Here is a 17,449-nt window from a genome sequence, read left to right as displayed (position 1 = left end):
TTTTTTATCGCTACGCGCTAAAGTATCAGGCATAAAAAAACCGGATCGCTATCAGGCGACCCGGTTGTTCTGGCGACGAATATTACTTCGCGACAGCTTGCTCAAGCCAGGCTTTAAAGTCTTCGCCCAAAGTCTTATGGCGAACGCCATATTCTACGAAGGCCTGCATATAACCGAGCTTATTACCGCAGTCATGGCTTTTGCCTTTCATGTGGTAGGCTTCCACGGTCTCTTTCTCGATCAGCATATCAATAGCATCAGTCAGCTGAATTTCATCGCCGGCTCCCGGAGGGGTTTTAGCCAGCAGCGGCCAAATATCGGCGCTCAGTACATAACGGCCGACAACCGCCAGATTAGATGGCGCGACGTCTGCCTTCGGCTTCTCAACAACGCCGACCATCGGCACGCTTTCGCCAGGCTGCAGGCTTTCGCCTTTGCAATCAACAACACCATAAGCCGTAACGTCATCAACCGGCTCAACCATGATCTGGCTGGCGCCCGTTTCGTCAAAGCGAGCAATCATTTCCGCCAGGTTATCACGGGTCAGATCGGACTCATATTCGTCCAGAATAACGTCCGGCAGAATAACCGCAACCGGCTCGTCGCCGACAACGGGATGCGCGCACAGCACCGCATGACCCAGACCTTTAGCCAGCCCCTGACGTACCTGCATGATGGTAACGTGCGGCGGACAAATAGACTGAACTTCTTCCAGAAGCTGACGTTTTACACGTTTTTCCAGCATCGCTTCGAGTTCGAAGCTGGTATCGAAATGGTTTTCAATAGAGTTTTTCGAAGAGTGTGTCACCAGAACAATTTCAGTAATCCCAGCGGCGATACATTCGTTAACAACATATTGGATTAATGGTTTATCTACCAGTGGCAGCATTTCTTTCGGAATAGCCTTGGTGGCGGGTAGCATCCTGGTGCCTAATCCCGCTACCGGGATAACAGCTTTTCTTACTTTAGAATTAAGGGCAGCCATTGAAATCTCCTGGACTGTTCGTTTTTTGAACTTAATCGTCAATAAATAACGCATCGAGTATATCAGTCTGATCAGTTAAACCTGGTCTGAAAAGGTTTGGATACCCTCGAATTAGGACTTTTACGCATAAAACGCAGTGATAGTACCACCGGAAATGTAGGCCCGGTAATCCCACCTACTAAAAATAGATAGAATTGTTCATTCTGCAGACAACATCAGTCGTAAACGTCCCCCCGCGCCCCAAATTTGGCACTGCCATGAAGTACAGCGCTGGCTAATTTGGTTGAGGTATGCGTTGCCCAACGTTCCTAACGGAACGCCGTTACTAATTTGAATTTTATGCTCACCGGTATTCAACGTGCCGTTAAGACCTGCAGAAACCAGAATCAAATTTTTTAATCCGCTGTGATAATAACCAACCAACAATGGGAATTGACCTGGTAAATTGGCCTGGCGGAGTAATTGGTTAACTTGTTTTAACAATGCGCCCATTTCCGGCAGGCGCTGCCCCTGATGAGCGAGCTGTTCTTGCAGCAAGCCATTAAACAAAGCACGTAATAATAATGCAGCCAGAACGCCATTATCACCGGCACGGGTAACATCCAGGCAATAAAACGCCAGATCGTTTTCTGATAACGGCGCAATATCCAGCACCAGCCCCGGTTTATCTGCAGAGATAAGCTGGCGGTAATGAATGCGACAATGAGATATCTCCTGCTGTACCGGCGGCTGAAGCTCCTGCAATAACCTTGACGCCGCCAGGGGATCGCTAACTAACGCATCCCAGTCTTCAAATAATCGCTCTTCCTCTTCTACTCGAGAACTAAACATTGTCGGGTAGAGACATGCATACACCGTTTCACGCAAGCGATTAAAATCTTTTACCGGCTTCAGTAAGACGTCCTGCACGCCAAGACGCAGCGCTTTGGCAATGTCCGCCATGTTTTCGGTCGCGGAAATCATCAAAATAGGAAGTTGTTCACCCTGGTTGCGAACCTGTTCAACCAGCTCCAGGCCGTTCATTCTCGGCATCGAGATATCACAAATCATCAGATCTGGTTTCGAAATCGCGATTTGCTGCAGCGCCTCAATGCCGTCTTCCGCCTGGCGGATGGTCGCCCCCAGTGAAGTGAGCCAGCTATCCAGAAGAGAGCGGAAAACGGGTTCGTCTTCTACTATCAGAATCTGTTTTCCCGCCAATGGCTGCGTCATGTTCTCTCCCCTGGCTGACGATAATTAAATAGTGGCACGCTATTCACGCTATCGCCTGTCAGAATTTACTTAAGTGTTGGACAAGTGCGCTACGCGGAAGTGCGCACCAAGGGTAATAATTCATCCATTTTTTTCTCAACGGCCAGCTGTCCTGCGGCCATCGCTTCGCCAGCACGATGAAAATCAAGAGTGGAAATTTGCGGACAAAACGGCTGTAACAGGATATCTGGCGGATCGCCTGCCATACGATTACGTTTCAGACGGTTTTCCAGCACCTGAATCGAGGTAGACATAATCTCCATCGCCGTGGGAGTTATTGTCGTACGGCGAGAGCTCATTCTCCCCAACCGGGATCGCAGGCGGGAATGCCAACTGAGCTCCTCTATCGGCTCCGGGCGCGGCGATTCGATTGATAACAGGTCCTGCTGCATAAGATGGGCGTCATGCTGGAGGTCGACGGCAATCACAATATCCGCCCCCAAGGCTCGCGTTAGCGAGACCGGAACCGGATTGACCACCGCACCATCTACCAGCCAGTAGCCGTTATGCATCACCGGCGACATCAGGCCCGGCATACTACAAGAAGCGCGGACCGCCATGTGCAGGTCACCTTCCGTAAACCATAATTCACGCCCGGTGCTCAGGTTAGTCGCCACGGCGGCAAAACGACGTTCGCACTCTTCAATTTGCGCAACGGGCATAATTTGCCGGTATTGATTGAACACCCGCTCGCCGCGTAACAAACCGCCGCGCCTCCAGGAGAGATCCATCAATCGCAGCACATCCCAGTTGCTAAAGGAGCTAACCCACTTTTCCAACGCAGGGAGACGATTGCAGGCGTATGCCGCACCGACTAAGGCACCAATAGAACATCCTGCCACTACATCGACATCAATTCCTGCCCGATGCAGCGCTTTTATCACGCCGATATGCGACCAACCGCGCGCGGCGCCAGCCCCTAGCGCTAAACCAATCTTCAACTTTCTCATTAGTACAGATACATATCCTTCCACTCCGAGCATGACATTAGCGCCATCGCTCAGTTAACATAATGCACTTTGGCGCTCTGGCGCCGTTATTCTTTTCCATGGAGGCGATTTTGTCGCAATTATGCCCCTGTGGCAGCGCTCTCGAGTATAGCTCATGTTGCCAGCGATATCTGACTGGCGGTCAGCTTGCGCCGAGCCCGTCACAGCTGATGCGTTCCCGTTATAGCGCATTCGTGATGAAAGATGTCGATTATTTAATCAAAACCTGGCATCCAGGCTGTGAAGCACCACGTTTTCGCGCCGATATCGAAAAAGGCTTTGCTAACACGCAGTGGCTCGGTTTAACCGTTTTCGCTACCGATAACGGGCGTAGCCCCGATGAAGGTTTCGTCAGCTTTATCGCTCGCTTTACTGAAGATAACCGTCCCGGCGCGATTATTGAACGTTCCAGATTCTTAAAAGAAAACGGACAGTGGTACTATATTGACGGCACCCGACCATTAATTGGTCGTAATGACCCCTGCCCTTGCGGTTCAGGTAAAAAATTTAAAAAATGCTGCGGCCAGTAAGGCCCGGCATCAGCAATTGCAAACACAACAGGATTTCCCCCGCGATGCATTCATTACAACGTAAAGTACTACGCACCATTTGCCCTGATCAGAAAGGCCTCATCGCGCGTATCACGAATATCTGCTACAAGCACGAGTTAAACATCGTGCAGAACAATGAGTTTGTCGACCACCGTACCGGTCGTTTCTTCATGCGTACCGAGCTCGAAGGTATCTTTAACGACGCCACTCTGCTGGCCGACCTCGATAGCGCGCTGCCGGAAGGCTCAATCCGTGAACTCAACCCGGCCGGCCGTCGCCGGGTGGTGATTCTGGTCACTAAAGAAGCGCACTGTCTCGGCGATCTGCTGATGAAAGCCAACTACGGCGGGCTGGATGTCGAGATCGCCGCGGTTATCGGCAACCATGAAACGCTGCGCACGCTGGTGGAACGTTTCGGTATTCCCTTTGAGCTGGTGAGCCATGAAGGATTGAGCCGCGAAGAGCACGACCAGCAGATGGGCGATGCGATAGCCGCCCACGATCCGGACTACGTGGTACTGGCAAAGTACATGCGCGTGCTTACTCCGGCGTTTGTCGCTCGTTTCCCGAACAAAATCATTAATATTCACCACTCGTTCCTGCCGGCGTTTATCGGCGCGCGTCCGTATCACCAGGCCTATGAGCGCGGCGTGAAGATCATTGGCGCCACCGCCCACTATGTGAATGATAATCTGGATGAAGGCCCAATCATCATGCAGGACGTGATTCACGTCGATCATACCTATACCGCCGAAGATATGATGCGCGCGGGCCGTGACGTTGAAAAAAATGTCTTAAGCCGTGCGCTATATCAGGTACTGGCGCAGCGCGTCTTTGTTTACGGCAACCGGACGATCATTCTTTAATCAACAGCGAAATGAATTGGTTAGCTTTACGGCGTTACGCGTAAAAATCAGGCAACCAGTTTAATTTTGTCAAAGGAATGCTTTACAGGGGCGCGTCATTTGGTATGATGCGCCCCGCTTCCCGAGAAGGGAGCAGGCCAGTACAAAGCATTACCCCGTGGTGGGGTTCCCGAGCGGCCAAAGGGAGCAGACTGTAAATCTGCCGTCATCGACTTCGAAGGTTCGAATCCTTCCCCCACCACCATTCATTTTGCTGAATAGCCTACAATTTGATTTTACCCCTGGTGGGGTTCCCGAGCGGCCAAAGGGAGCAGACTGTAAATCTGCCGTCATCGACTTCGAAGGTTCGAATCCTTCCCCCACCACCATCTCTCCTTGTAATACCCAGCTTAATCTACCTACGATATTCTATATTCTGCCCTACGGGGAAGGATGAGAAGCTTCGACCAAGGTTCGACTCGAGCGTCAGCGAGAGAACGTTGCCGCAGGCAACGGCCCGAAGGGCGAGGCGCTTTAGCGCCGAGTAATCCTTCCCCCACCACCATCTCCCCATGTCATACCCAGTTTAATCTACCTACAATACTTAATATTCTGCCCTACGGGGAAGGATGAGAAGCTTCGATTAAGGTTCGACTCGAGCGTCAGCGAGAGAACGTTGCCGCAGGCAACGGCCCGAAGGGCGAGGCGCTTTAGCGCCGAGTAATCCTTCCCCCACTCCTGTTGCACTCTCTTCAGCCACCTGTTCTGCTATCTCCTCGCTCGCGCTTCGCTTAGCGAGGTTACAGGTGGTGCCGTTTGGTAGCCCGGACAGGTGCGCAGCACCGCCTCCGGGAAAACTCACAGCGGGGGCAATCGTCTTTTTACCGGTGAACTCTTCACCACCGACGTATTGCACTGCGCATACTCCGCGAGACCATCCAATATCGTATCCAACTGCGCAATATCACGGACCACGAGACGCATAACAAAACAATCCTCTCCGGTGACCTTGTCGCTTTCAATACACTCCGGCATCGCCTGGATATATTTATCCACTTTTTGCAGCAATCCCGGTAGCGGTCTCACTCGAACTAATGCCTGCAGGCTATATCCCAAAGCCGCCAGATTAACCCGCGCGCTATAACCCTGAATCACCCCTTTTTCCTCAAGGCGTTTTACCCGCTCGGCGGTACTCGGCGAGGTCAATCCCACCTGCGCACTCAATACCTTAAGCGAAACTCTGGCATCTTGCGTCAGGCAGGCAAGAATCGCCCGGTCTATTTCATCAATTATGTATTCCATTTATTTCACCTAATTAATAAAGGCATTCATCTGTGTTTACCTTATTCCAGATATATCAAGCTGTCAGGCTTTTCACGACAATAATGGAAAACTTCTGGAGGTGAAATATGCAACTTTCTAGTGGAGTCTGGCAAATGAGTCTGGCGATGATAATTTCCGGCTCGATTGGCGCGTTCGTGCTGCTCTCAGGGTTACCGGTGATTGATGTGGTGTTCTGGCGTTGTCTTATTGGCGCAGTCACATTATTGCTGTTTATTTTGTTAAGCCGACAGCCCTTCAGCCGCCTGACGCGTCTCACCCTGGCGCTGGCAATCCTTGGCGGCGTCGCGCTGGTCATCAACTGGCTTCTGCTTTTTGCCGCCTACTCACGCGTTTCTATCGGGATGGCCACCGTGGTCTACAATACCCAGCCCTTTATGCTGGTATTACTGAGCATGATACTAGGTGAAAGAGTAAGCGCGGTAAAATGGGGATGGTTACTGCTGGCCTTTGGCGGCGTGGTGATTCTGCTGTCGAGCGAACTGACTCCCTCCCACAACGATAATCTCGTCACTGGTATTATCCTGGCGTTAGGCGCGGCATTTTTCTATGCCCTGACCGCCATTATCGCCCGCAAACTGCAGCCGCTACCGGCGCAGCATATCGCTTTTATTCAGGTTATCGTCGGCACGGTGATGCTTTTACCGCTGGTTCATCACCCCGAATTTAACAGCCATTTTCCCTGGCGCTATTTGTTAATCCTCGGCATCGTCCATACCGGGATTATGTACCAGCTTTTATATAGCGCGATTCAAAAATTGCCGACGCCGGTCACCGGTTCGCTCTCGTTTATCTATCCGCTGGTGGCCATTCTGGTTGATTATCTGGTTTTCCATCATGCGCTGGCGCCGCTGCAGTTGGCTGGAGGGGTACTGATTCTGCTTGCCGCTGCCGGCAACAACCTTGGTTGGGGCGAAAAAAAACCCCGCCATAGCGGGGTGAGTCAGCCGTCGCGAATGAACTAGCGACGCGCGCGCACAATCTGGTATTTGCGCGTCAGGTACTCGACCGGCGCGCTCCAGATGTGAACCAGACGAGAGAACGGGAACAGCAGGAACAGCGTCATCCCCAGCACCAGGTGAACGCGGAAGACAAACGCCACGCCATCGAGATGCTGCGAAGCTCCGCCGTGGAAGGTGACCACCGACTGCGCCCAACCGACCAGTTTCATCATTTCGCTACCGTCCATATGCTGGGCGGAGAATGGAATGGTCAGCAGTCCCAGCGCGCATTGCACCATCAACAACGAGAGGATCAGAATATCCGCTGTGGTGGTGGTGGCACGAACGCGTGGGCTCAGCAGACGGCGCTTGAGCAGCAGTAAGCCGCCGACCAGCGTCATCACGCCGCACGCGCCGCCGGCAAACATGGCCATCTTCTGCTTCACGTCGATCGGCAGGAAGGACTCATACATCCAGTGCGGGGTCAGCATGCCGAGGAAGTGACCGGCGAAAATACCCAGGATCCCGATATGGAACAGGTTTGACGCCAGGTTCATCCCTTTACGATCCAGCATCTGACTGGAGGCGGCGCGCCAGGTGTACTGACCGTAGTCGTAGCGCAGCCAGCTGCCAATAAGAAACACTGAACCCGCAATGTACGGATAGATGTCAAAGAAGAACATATTCAGGAAGTGCATTAGTGCTGTCCTCCGTTAGAGATATTCAAATATTGCGGGGCCACGGCTCCGGCAAAACGGCGCTGGTGAGCGGAGATTTCCGACTCGCCGCAGCCCTGGTCGGCAAAGAATTTGACCTGCTCTTCTTCCCAGACGGCATCCAGCGCCTGCGGTGTATCGTCGCGGGCCTCGTCGGCAATCTTCTCCGCCACTTTCTGGCTATCGACCTGAGTATTGGCAAGCTTCAACAGCAGCTCGAACAACACCGCATAGCGGCTCTCGCGCTGTTGCAGACGCGCGCTGAGCAGGCCAAGGATTGGCGCAACGTCCCGCAGGCCGCCAAGCGCTTCCTCTTCCGGCAACTGCGCCAGATACTCAAGGTACAGCGGCAGGTGATCCGGCAGCTCATGGCTATCCAGCAGCAGACCGTGGCGCTCGTACTGCGCCATCAGGTCGACCATCGCCTGCCCGCGATCTCGGGACTCGCCGTGCACATGTTCAAACAGCAGCAGCGAGGTGGCGCGGCCGCGGTCAAACAGCTCGCTATACGCCGATTGGGCGTCCAGCGGATCCTGAGCCACTAAATCGCGCAGGAAAACGCCCAGCGCCTGGGCATCTTCTTTGGCGAGTTTTTCCGATGACGCGAGAGCCTCGAACATCTCCTGCTGATGCTGCCATAAGGCAGCGTCAGGGTATTCGAGCAGACGCGACACAATCACGAGTTCAATCATGCGTGCGGCTCCGTTTTGCTGGTAACGTCAATGGCGTCAATGCGACGGCTGTTAAACAGGTTGAATTCGCTGTCAGAGCCGTGGCAACCATCGCCGAAGGTAAAGCCGCAACCGCTCTTCTCCGGGAAGGCATCGCGAGCCTGTTCGCGATGGCTGCTCGGCACCACGAAACGATCTTCGTAGTTGGCGATAGCCAGATAACGGTACATCTCCTGCGCCTGCGCTTCGCTCAGCCCAACCTCTTCCAGCGCGCGGGTATCGACGATGCCGTCGACGGTTTCCGCACGTTTGAAGTGGCGCATCGCCAGCATACGTTTCAGCGCTAGCAGTACCGGCTGGGTATCGCCCGCGGTCAGCAGGTTCGCCAGATACTGGACAGGAATACGCAGGCTTTCTACATCCGGCAGGATCCCGTTGCTACCCAGTTCGCCCGCATCGGCGGCGGACTGAATCGGCGACAGCGGCGGCACGTACCAAACCATTGGCAAGGTGCGATATTCCGGGTGCAGCGGCAGCGCCAGCTTCCAGTCCATCGCCATTTTGTAAACCGGCGACTGCTGCGCAGCTTCAATTACGCCCTGCGGTACGCCATCTTTTAACGCCTGTTCAATCACTTTTGGATCGTTAGGATCGAGGAAGACGTCCAGTTGACGCTGATACAGATCTTTCTCGTTCTCGGTGCTGGCTGCGTTTTCAATCGCGTCTGCGTCGTAGAGCAGAACACCGAGATAGCGAATACGTCCTACACAGGTTTCGGAGCACACCGTCGGCATCCCGGATTCAATACGCGGGTAGCAGAAAATGCATTTCTCGGATTTCCCACTCTTCCAGTTGAAATAGATCTTCTTGTACGGGCAGCCGGTGATGCACATACGCCAGCCGCGGCACTTATCCTGGTCGATCAGGACAATACCGTCTTCTTCACGCTTATAGATGGCACCGCTCGGGCAGGTCGCGACGCACGCCGGGTTCAGGCAGTGCTCGCACAAGCGCGGCAGATACATCATGAAGGTGTTTTCGAACTGGCCGTACATCGCCTTCTGCATGTTTTCGAAGTTCTGGTCTTTGGCGCGTTTTTCAAACTCGCCGCCGAGGATCTCTTCCCAGTTCGGGCCGCTGGTAATTTTGTCCATCCGCTGGCCGGTAATCAGCGAACGCGGACGAGCGATCGGCTGATGTTTGCTTTCCGGCGCGTTATGCAGATTCTGGTAGTCAAAATCAAACGGCTCGTAGTAATCATCGATTCCCGGCAGATGCGGGTTGGCGAAGATTTTACCCAGCAGCATCGCGCGGTTGCCCATGCGCGGCTGCAGTTTACCGTTGATTTTACGGATCCAGCCGCCTTTCCATTTTTCCTGGTTTTCCCAGTCGTTCGGGAAACCGACGCCCGGCTTACTTTCTACGTTGTTAAACCAGGCGTACTCCATCCCTTCACGACTGGTCCAGACGTTTTTGCAGGTTACGGAGCAGGTGTGGCAGCCGATGCATTTATCGAGATTCAGCACCATGCCGACTTGTGAACGAATTTTCATTTTACGCTCTCCTGTACCTGGTCATTACCTTCGCCGTCTAACCAGTTAATGTTCTTCATCTTACGTACCACAACAAACTCATCGCGGTTGGAACCGACGGTGCCATAGTAGTTAAAGCCGTACGCCAGATGGCCGTAGCCGCCGATCATATGGGTCGGTTTTGGCGTAATACGGGTAACCGAGTTGTGGATCCCCCCGCGCTGACCGGTAACTTCAGAACCCGGCAGGTTAACGATACGTTCCTGCGCGTGGTACATCATGGTCATTCCTGCCGGTACGCGCTGGCTCACTACCGCACGCGCCGTCAGGGCGCCGTTGGCGTTGAAGACTTCGATCCAGTCGTTATCCTCGATACCCAGATCTTTCGCATCCGCTTCGCTCATCCAGACGATCGGCCCGCCGCGCGACAGAGTCAGCATCAGCAGGTTATCGCTATAAGTAGAGTGAATCCCCCACTTCTGGTGCGGCGTCAGGAAGTTCAGCGCCTTCTCCTTATTGCCGTTGGACTTCTCGCCCATCACCGCTTTCACCGAACGGGTGTCAATCGGCGGACGATAGACCAGCAGGCTTTCGCCAAAGTCGCGCATCCACTGGTGATCCTGATACAGCGACTGACGGCCGGACAGCGTACGCCACGGTATCAGCTCGTGGACGTTGGTGTAGCCAGCGTTATAGGAGACATGTTCGTCTTCCAGGCCAGACCAGGTCGGGCTGGAGATGATCTTACGCGGCTGCGCCTGGATATCGCGAAAACGGATCTTCTCGTCTTCTTTGTTCAGCGCCAGATGCGCATGGTCGCGGCCGGTAAATTCGCTCAGCGCTTTCCACGCCTTCACAGCTACCTGACCGTTAGTTTCCGGCGCCAAGGTGAGGATCATCTCAGCGGCGTCAATAGCGGTCTCCAGCTTCGGCTGGCCTTTCGCCGGGCCTTCCGCCTTGGTGTAGTTGAGCTTACGCAGCAGGTCCATCTCGCTCTGGGTATTCCAGGCGATACCTTTACCGCCGTTGCCGATGGTTTCCAGCAGCGGGCCGATAGAGGTGAAACGCTCGTAGGTCGCCGGATAATCACGCTCGACCGGAATAATATGCGGCGCGGTTTTACCTGGGATCAGGTCACATTCGCCTTTTTTCCAGTCTTTAACGTCAAACGGCTGCGCCATTTCCGCGGCGGAATCGTGCTGAATCGGCAGCGTCACGACGTCGGTTTCTTTGCCGAGGTGGCCTACGCAGACTTCAGAGAATTTCTTAGCGATACCTTTATAGATGTCCCAGTCGCTTTTGGATTCCCAGGCCGGGTCAACGGCGGCAGACAGCGGGTGAATAAACGGATGCATATCCGAGGTATTCATATCGTCTTTTTCGTACCAGGTTGCGGTCGGCAGTACGATGTCGGAGTACAGACAGGTGCTCGACAGACGGAAGTCGAGCGTGACGACCAGATCCAGTTTGCCGTCGAGACCGTTATCCCGCCATTCGACTTCTTCCGGCTTCACGCCGCCCTGCTTGCCAAGGTCTTTGCCCTGAATACCGTTCTCGGTACCCAGCAGGTACTTGAGCATATATTCATGGCCTTTACCGGAGGAGCCCAGCAGGTTGGAACGCCAGATAAACAGGTTACGGGGATGGTTTTTACCGTTCTCCGGCTGCTCGGCCGCAAAGCGAATAGACCCCTCTTTCAGCGATTTCACGGTGTAATCGACCGGCGTCATGCCGGCTTTCTTCGCTTCGTCAGCAATACGCAGCGGGTTCACGCCCAGCTGCGGCGCCGACGGCAGCCAGCCCATACGCTCAGCGCGCACGTTGAAGTCGATCAGATGTCCGCTGTAGCGGGATTTATCCGCCATCGGCGACAGCAGTTCCTGCGCGGTGACGGTTTCATAGCGCCACTGGCTGGAGTGGTTATAGAAGTACGATGTACTGTTCATGTGGCGTGCCGGACGCTGCCAGTCAAGGCCGAACGCCAGTGGCTGCCAGCCGGTCTGCGGACGCAGTTTTTCCTGACCAACGTAGTGCGCCCAACCGCCGCCGCTCTGGCCAACGCAGCCGCAGAAGATCAGCATGTTGATCAGCCCGCGGTAGTTCATGTCCAGATGGAACCAGTGGTTCAGGCCCGCACCGACGATAATCATCGAGCGGCCATGGGTCTTATCGGCGTTATCGGCAAATTCGCGCGCGGTACGGATGATGTGCGCGCGGGATACGCCGGTGATTTTTTCTGCCCAGGCCGGAGTGTACGCCTTGACGTCATCGTAGCTGGTCGCGCAGTTTTCATCGTTCAGACCGCGTTCCAGGCCGTAGTTCGCCATGGTCAAGTCATAAACGGTAGTCACCAGCGCGGTGGAACCATCGGCCGTCTGCAGGCGTTTTACCGGCAGTTTGTGCAGCAGAATGTTTTCGAGGTCGACTTTGTTGAAATGCTCGGAACCTTCGCCGCCAAAGTATGGGAAACCGACGTTGGCGATATCATCATGGCTGCCAAGCAGGCTCAGGCGCAGCTCAATTTCTTCGCCGGTTTTACCATCGCGCTGTTCGAGGTTCCACTTGCCTTTGTCGCCCCAGCGGAAACCCAGAGAACCGTTAGGTACGGTCATTTCGCCCTTCTCGTCAAAGGCGACGGTTTTCCATTCCGGATTCTGCTCCTGGCCCAGGGAGTCAACCAGGTCGGCAGCGCGCAGCATACGGCCAGCGGCATAGTAGCCGTCGCGCTCTTCGAGCATGACCAGCATCGGCATGTCGGTGTAGCGACGTACGTAATCGGTGAAGTACTGGCTCGGTTTATCGAGATGGAACTCACGCAGCATGACGTGGCCCATCGCCAGCGCCATCGCGGCATCGGTACCCTGCTTCGGCGCCAGCCACAGATCGCAGAGCTTGGCGATTTCGGCATAGTCCGGAGTAATCGCCACGGTTTTGGTCCCTTTGTAGCGAACTTCGGTAAAGAAATGCGCGTCCGGGGTACGGGTCTGCGGGACGTTGGAGCCCCAGGCGATGATGTAGCTGGAGTTATACCAGTCGGCAGATTCCGGCACATCGGTCTGTTCGCCCCAGGTCATCGGCGAGGCTGGCGGCAGGTCGCAGTACCAGTCGTAGAAGCTCAGACAGGTACCGCCAATCAGCGACAGGTAACGGGCGCCGGACGCATAGGAAACCATCGACATCGCCGGGATCGGCGAGAAGCCTGCCACGCGGTCTGGACCGTAAGTTTTGACGGTATAGACGTTTGAAGCGGCAATCAGTTCGTTCACTTCTTTCCATGAAGAACGAACAAAACCGCCGCGACCGCGGGCCTGTTTAAAGCTTTTCGCTTTATCGGCATCTTCAATAATTGAAGCCCATGCCTCAACCGGATCGCTATGCTGAACTTTCGCTTCACGCCACATCTTCATCAGACGCTTACGCATCAGCGGATATTTCAGGCGGTTAGCACTGTACAGATACCAGGAGTAGCTGGCGCCGCGCGGGCAGCCGCGTGGTTCATGGTTCGGCAGATCGGGGCGGGTACGCGGGTAATCAGTTTGCTGGGTTTCCCAGGTGACCAGGCCATTTTTGACATAAATTTTCCAGCTGCATGAGCCGGTGCAGTTCACACCGTGAGTGGAACGCACGATTTTGTCATGCTGCCAACGCTGGCGGTATCCATCCTCCCAATCCCGGTTGGTTTTAAGAAGCTGGCCGTGCCCATCGGCAAAGGTTTCACCCTTCTGTTTGAAGTAGCGAAACCGGTCCAGAAATTTACTCATCGGGTTTCTCCTGATATGGAGCCTGACGGCTCTCTGATAAATCGACATTGCTGGATTTGCAGCGAAAATAGCGCCATGCCAGAAGAGGAGAATTGATGGCGATCAATGCGAAATAGCTTATAAATCCGCACCCAACTCGCAGGTACCACCAAAGTAGTAATGATATTTATTAAATATCCAATTGTTTTATAAGGATTATTTTAAATATGACAGAATGTTAACCGGGATTTATGCCACGCTTAGGTATTAAGTGGTAGATGACGTACCGATAGTTATTTCCCTGAATTCAACAACTTTGCACAAGTAAAAGTATGTTGTAACTAACAACAAATAATAAAAAGGGCGCACCCTGTGGCGCGCCCTGTCACTTCACATTAAGAAAAGACTTATTTCTGTTTACGGCCGTATACCGCCCAGGTGATTACTACGCAGGCAATATAGAAAACGAGGAAGACTTTCATTGCCCCGGCCGGCGAGCCGGTCAGATCCAGCGAAATACCGAACGCTTTCGGAATAAAGAAACCACCGATCGCGCCAATCGCCGAAATAAAGCCCAACGCCGCGGCGGTATCCGTCGCCGCTTCACGCATCGCTTGCGCTTCGCTGCCGCCCTGCGCTTTCACGTGGTCCATCGTAAGCTTACGGAAGATCACGGAAATCATCTGGAAGGTAGAGGCGCTGCCCAGCCCGGCGGTCAGGAACAGCACCATAAATACCGCGAAGAAGGCGATGAAGTTGCCGCCCTGACCATTTGTCGGCAGAGTCAGGAACAGTAACGCGCAGAAAATAGCCATCACCACGAAGTTCACCAGCGTCACGCGGGTCCCGCCGAGACGGTCGGAAATCGCCCCGCCCATCGAACGCGCCAGCGCGCCAATAAACGGACCGAAGAAGGCGTAGTGCAGGATCTGCACGTCCGGGAACTGGGTTTTTGACAGCATCGCAAACCCGGCGGAGAAACCGATAAAGGAACCAAAGGTCGCCAGATACAGCAGCGCCATAATCCACAGATGCAGGCGTTTAAGTACCGGCAACTGTTCGCTCAGCGATGCTTTTGAGGCCGACAGATCGTTCATAAAGAACCACGCGGCCAGGGTAAAGATGATCAGGAATGGAACCCAGATCCACGCGGCGTTTTCCAGATACAGCATTGAGCCATCCGGCTGCTCGCTACCGCTACCGCCAAAAACGGCAAAAATAGAAATCGAGACTACCAGCGGCGCAACCAGCTGCATCACGCTGACGCCCATGTTACCCAGACCGCCGTTAACCCCCAGCGCGCCGCCCTGCTTTTCTTTCGGGAAGAAGAAGCTGATGTTCGCCATACTGGAAGCAAAGTTAGCGCCGGCAAAGCCGCACAGCAGAGAGATAATCACGAACACGCTAAACGGCGTGGAAGTATCCTGTACCGCAAAGCCCAGCCAAACGCACGGAATAATCATGATACCGGTACTGAACGCCGTCCAGCGGCGGCCGCCGAACAGCGGGACCATAAAGGCATAAGGTACGCGCAGCAGCGCGCCGGAAAGCGCTGGCAATGCGGTCAACATAAACAGCTGATCGGTAGTGAACTGAAAACCCACTTTATTGAGGTTTACCGCGACGGCGCTAAACAACATCCAGACGCAGAACGCCAGTAAAAGACAGGGAACGGAGATCCATAAATTGCGGCTCGCCACACGGTGGCCGCGCTGTTGCCAAAACTCAGGATCTTCAGGACGCCAGTCGGTGATGACTGAGCTGCTAGCCTTCTCCGGGATTGAAGATTGACTCATAGATACCTCTGATTATTCATATTTCCTGATGCTACCTTAGGGGTTGCTCAAGGCTGTAAGTTGATATAAATCAAAGGAAAAGCGCGGGCCATTTTGTGCAAAAATAAATCATGCTCCGAAGTGAGTAGATAATTATGAGAAAAAAAGTGTGGTTTTTCACGCGGCTGCCGGGTTTCTGGTTATCCCTCCCACCACGGCGTCTACCACCGACAATTAAGGAGTAATACCTTAGGGGTATGGGTATACTCCAGGGGATAGCTGAGAATAAGCGCCACTCCCGGAGAGATGACCCATCAGGAGCCACCCATTCCATGTTAAAACGTCTTTTTACGCCGCTCACGTTGGTTAATCAGCTGGCGTTAATCGTGCTGCTCGCCACCATCATCGGCGTGGCCGGCATGGCGATATCCGCCCGCCTGGTGCATGGGGTGCAGGGCAGCGCCCACGCCATTAACAAGGCCGGCTCGTTGCGTATGCAGAGTTACCGCCTGCTGGCGGCTATTCCGCTGACGGCCAACGATCAAAAGCTGTTTAACGATATGACCGCTACCGTTTTCAGCCCGGAGTTGCAATACTCCGCGCGTCGTGACGGCCAGGAAGTCCAGCTGAAAGCACTACAGCAATATTGGCAGTTGTCGCTGGGACCAGGTATGAAACAGGCCGTCAGGCAAAGCGACGTGGCACAGGATGTCGCCGATTTTGTCGACCGTATTGACCAATTGGTGACCGCCTTCGACCACACCACCGAACAACGTATCGAGCGCGTGGTCTGGATCCACCGGATCCTCGCCGTTGGCATGGCGCTGCTGCTGATCTTTACCATCATCTGGCTACGCGCCCGTCTGCTGCGACCGTGGAAACAGTTACTGGGTATGGCGCGGGCGGTCAGCCAGCGCGACTTTACCCAGCGCGCGCACATTAGCGGGCGCAACGAAATGGCGACCCTCGGCATGGCGTTGAATAACATGTCGGAAGAGCTGGCGGAAAGCTACGCCGTGCTTGAACGACGGGTACAGGAAAAGACTGCCGGGCTCGAGCAGAAAAACGAGATCCTGGCCTTTTTATGGCAGGCCAACCGTCGGTTACACTCCAGCGCTCCGCTGTGTGAGCGCATCTCACCGGTGCTGAACGGTCTGCAAGGGCTGACGTTGCTACGTGATATTGAAGTGCGGGTTTATGACCTTGAGGATGAAGACAATCATCAGGAGTTTGCCTGCCACTCCGATATCGAGTGCGATGATAAAGGCTGCTATCTGTGTCCGCGCGATCTTCCCCCGCTGCCGGATGGCGGCACGACGTTGAAATGGCGGCTTTCAGACGCGCATAACCAGTATGGCATTCTGCTGGCAACGCTGCCGGTTGGCCGCCACCTGAGCCATGACCAACAGCAACTGGTGGATACGCTGGTGGAGCAGTTGACCAGCACCCTGGCGCTGGATCGCCATCAGGAAAAACAGCAGCAGCTCATCGTGATGGAAGAGCGTGCGACCATCGCCCGCGAGCTTCACGACTCTATCGCCCAGTCACTCTCGTGCATGAAGATGCAGGTGAGCTGTCTGCAGATGCAGGGCGATAGCCTGCCGGATGAAAGCCGGCTGCTGTTGGGGCAGATCCGCAACGAACTCAACACCTCATGGGCGCAGTTAAGGGAGCTGTTAACCACCTTCCGTCTGCAGCTTACCGAGGCGGGTCTGCGCCCGGCGCTGGAGGCCAGCTGTCAGGAGTACAGCGCGCACTTTGGTTTCACGGTACAACTGGATTATCAGTTGCCGCCGCGTTTTGTCCCGTCGCATCAGGCGATTCACCTGCTGCAGATCGCCCGCGAGGCGTTAAGCAATGCGTTGAAGCATGCCAACGCGACGGAAGTCACCGTGACCGTGTCACAACGCGATAATCAGGTACGTTTAGTCGTTGCCGATAACGGCCGCGGGGTACCGGAAAACGCGGAGCGAAGTAACCATTACGGTTTAATTATTATGCGGGATCGCGCGCAAAGTTTGCGCGGCGACTGTCAGGTGCGCCGCCGGGAGACCGGCGGTACCGAAGTCGTGGTGACGTTTATCCCGGAAAAATCGTTTTCAATCCAATAAG

General features: G+C 54.4%; 13 protein-coding genes, 2 tRNA genes and 2 other RNA genes. 8 read left to right on the top strand and 9 right to left on the bottom strand.

Annotated elements, in window-relative coordinates; translation table 11 throughout:
* Positions 1-82: 82 nt before the first annotated feature.
* From galU to rssA, 3 genes are all read right to left on the bottom strand, one after another.
* Entirely contained in the window at positions 83-985 is a 903-nt protein-coding gene (gene galU / locus PGQ95_RS09365; protein WP_045397556.1) for a UTP--glucose-1-phosphate uridylyltransferase GalU, read from the bottom strand.
* A gap of 198 nt (positions 986-1,183) precedes the next feature.
* Entirely contained in the window at positions 1,184-2,197 is a 1,014-nt protein-coding gene (gene rssB / locus PGQ95_RS09360) for a two-component system response regulator RssB (RefSeq protein ID WP_213316728.1), read from the bottom strand.
* An 89-nt stretch (positions 2,198-2,286) separates the two neighbouring features.
* Positions 2,287-3,186, bottom strand: a complete 900-nt coding sequence (rssA, locus tag PGQ95_RS09355; protein ID WP_113374163.1) for a patatin-like phospholipase RssA — start codon at positions 3,184-3,186, stop codon at positions 2,287-2,289.
* Between the two features lie 110 nt (positions 3,187-3,296).
* On the opposite strand from rssA, the gene PGQ95_RS09350 reads away from it, so the two are divergent.
* The 6 genes from PGQ95_RS09350 (at position 3,297) to PGQ95_RS09325 (ending at position 5,362) form a co-directional block, all read left to right on the top strand.
* Positions 3,297-3,755: a YchJ family protein gene (locus PGQ95_RS09350; RefSeq protein WP_113374297.1), complete on the top strand. Its 459-nt coding sequence runs from the start codon at positions 3,297-3,299 to the stop codon at positions 3,753-3,755.
* Between the two features lie 44 nt (positions 3,756-3,799).
* Entirely contained in the window at positions 3,800-4,642 is an 843-nt protein-coding gene (gene purU, locus PGQ95_RS09345; RefSeq protein ID WP_087857947.1) for a formyltetrahydrofolate deformylase, read from the top strand.
* Between the two features lie 159 nt (positions 4,643-4,801).
* A tRNA-Tyr gene (locus PGQ95_RS09340) sits at positions 4,802-4,886 on the top strand.
* Between the two features lie 39 nt (positions 4,887-4,925).
* Positions 4,926-5,010: transfer RNA gene (locus PGQ95_RS09335), tRNA-Tyr, on the top strand.
* 43 nt (positions 5,011-5,053) lie between these two features.
* Positions 5,054-5,186: non-coding RNA, RtT sRNA (locus tag PGQ95_RS09330), on the top strand.
* A 43-nt stretch (positions 5,187-5,229) separates the two neighbouring features.
* Positions 5,230-5,362: non-coding RNA, RtT sRNA (locus tag PGQ95_RS09325), on the top strand.
* A 117-nt stretch (positions 5,363-5,479) separates the two neighbouring features.
* Here PGQ95_RS09325 and PGQ95_RS09320 read toward each other — a convergent pair.
* The gene (locus PGQ95_RS09320) at positions 5,480-5,923 is read right to left on the bottom strand and encodes an Lrp/AsnC family transcriptional regulator (protein WP_049056889.1); all 444 of its coding nucleotides are present in this window, start codon (positions 5,921-5,923) and stop codon (positions 5,480-5,482) included.
* Positions 5,924-6,030: 107 nt separating this feature from the next.
* Between PGQ95_RS09320 and PGQ95_RS09315 the strand changes: the two genes are divergently transcribed.
* On the top strand, positions 6,031-6,927 hold the full coding sequence (locus PGQ95_RS09315) for a DMT family transporter (RefSeq protein ID WP_430917831.1): 897 nt from the start codon (positions 6,031-6,033) through the stop codon (positions 6,925-6,927).
* On the opposite strand, the gene narI is transcribed toward PGQ95_RS09315, so the two are convergent.
* From narI to PGQ95_RS09290, 5 genes are all read right to left on the bottom strand, one after another.
* Complete coding sequence (gene narI / locus PGQ95_RS09310) at positions 6,924-7,601, bottom strand: respiratory nitrate reductase subunit gamma (protein WP_015367083.1); 678 nt, start codon at positions 7,599-7,601, stop codon at positions 6,924-6,926. The two genes, PGQ95_RS09315 and narI, sit on opposite strands and share 4 nt — an antisense overlap.
* Positions 7,601-8,311, bottom strand: a complete 711-nt coding sequence (gene narJ / locus PGQ95_RS09305) for a nitrate reductase molybdenum cofactor assembly chaperone (protein WP_015705098.1) — start codon at positions 8,309-8,311, stop codon at positions 7,601-7,603. Before narJ ends, narI begins: the two co-directional genes overlap by 1 nt.
* Positions 8,308-9,843 carry a nitrate reductase subunit beta gene (narH, locus tag PGQ95_RS09300; protein WP_015705097.1) on the bottom strand — a complete coding sequence of 512 codons (1,536 nt, stop codon included), beginning with the start codon at positions 9,841-9,843 and terminating at the stop codon, positions 8,308-8,310. The genes narJ and narH overlap by 4 nt, the downstream gene beginning before the upstream one ends.
* On the bottom strand, positions 9,840-13,583 hold the full coding sequence (locus tag PGQ95_RS09295; RefSeq protein WP_015705096.1) for a nitrate reductase subunit alpha: 3,744 nt from the start codon (positions 13,581-13,583) through the stop codon (positions 9,840-9,842). Before PGQ95_RS09295 ends, narH begins: the two co-directional genes overlap by 4 nt.
* A gap of 386 nt (positions 13,584-13,969) precedes the next feature.
* A complete protein-coding gene (locus PGQ95_RS09290; protein WP_430917827.1) occupies positions 13,970-15,358 on the bottom strand; it encodes a NarK family nitrate/nitrite MFS transporter in 1,389 nt (462 codons plus the stop codon).
* A 311-nt stretch (positions 15,359-15,669) separates the two neighbouring features.
* Here PGQ95_RS09290 and narX point away from each other — a divergent pair, with 311 nt between their 5' ends.
* A complete protein-coding gene (narX, locus tag PGQ95_RS09285; protein WP_087857951.1) occupies positions 15,670-17,448 on the top strand; it encodes a nitrate/nitrite two-component system sensor histidine kinase NarX in 1,779 nt (592 codons plus the stop codon).
* The last annotated feature ends 1 nt before the right edge of the window (position 17,449 follow it).

Source organism: Klebsiella sp. 141240 (genome assembly GCF_050600805.1).
GTDB classification, from domain to species: Bacteria; Pseudomonadota; Gammaproteobacteria; order Enterobacterales; family Enterobacteriaceae; genus Klebsiella; species Klebsiella aerogenes.
The sequence above is the reverse complement of the archived record's forward strand: the minus strand, read 5'-3'. Positions and strand labels throughout refer to the sequence as shown.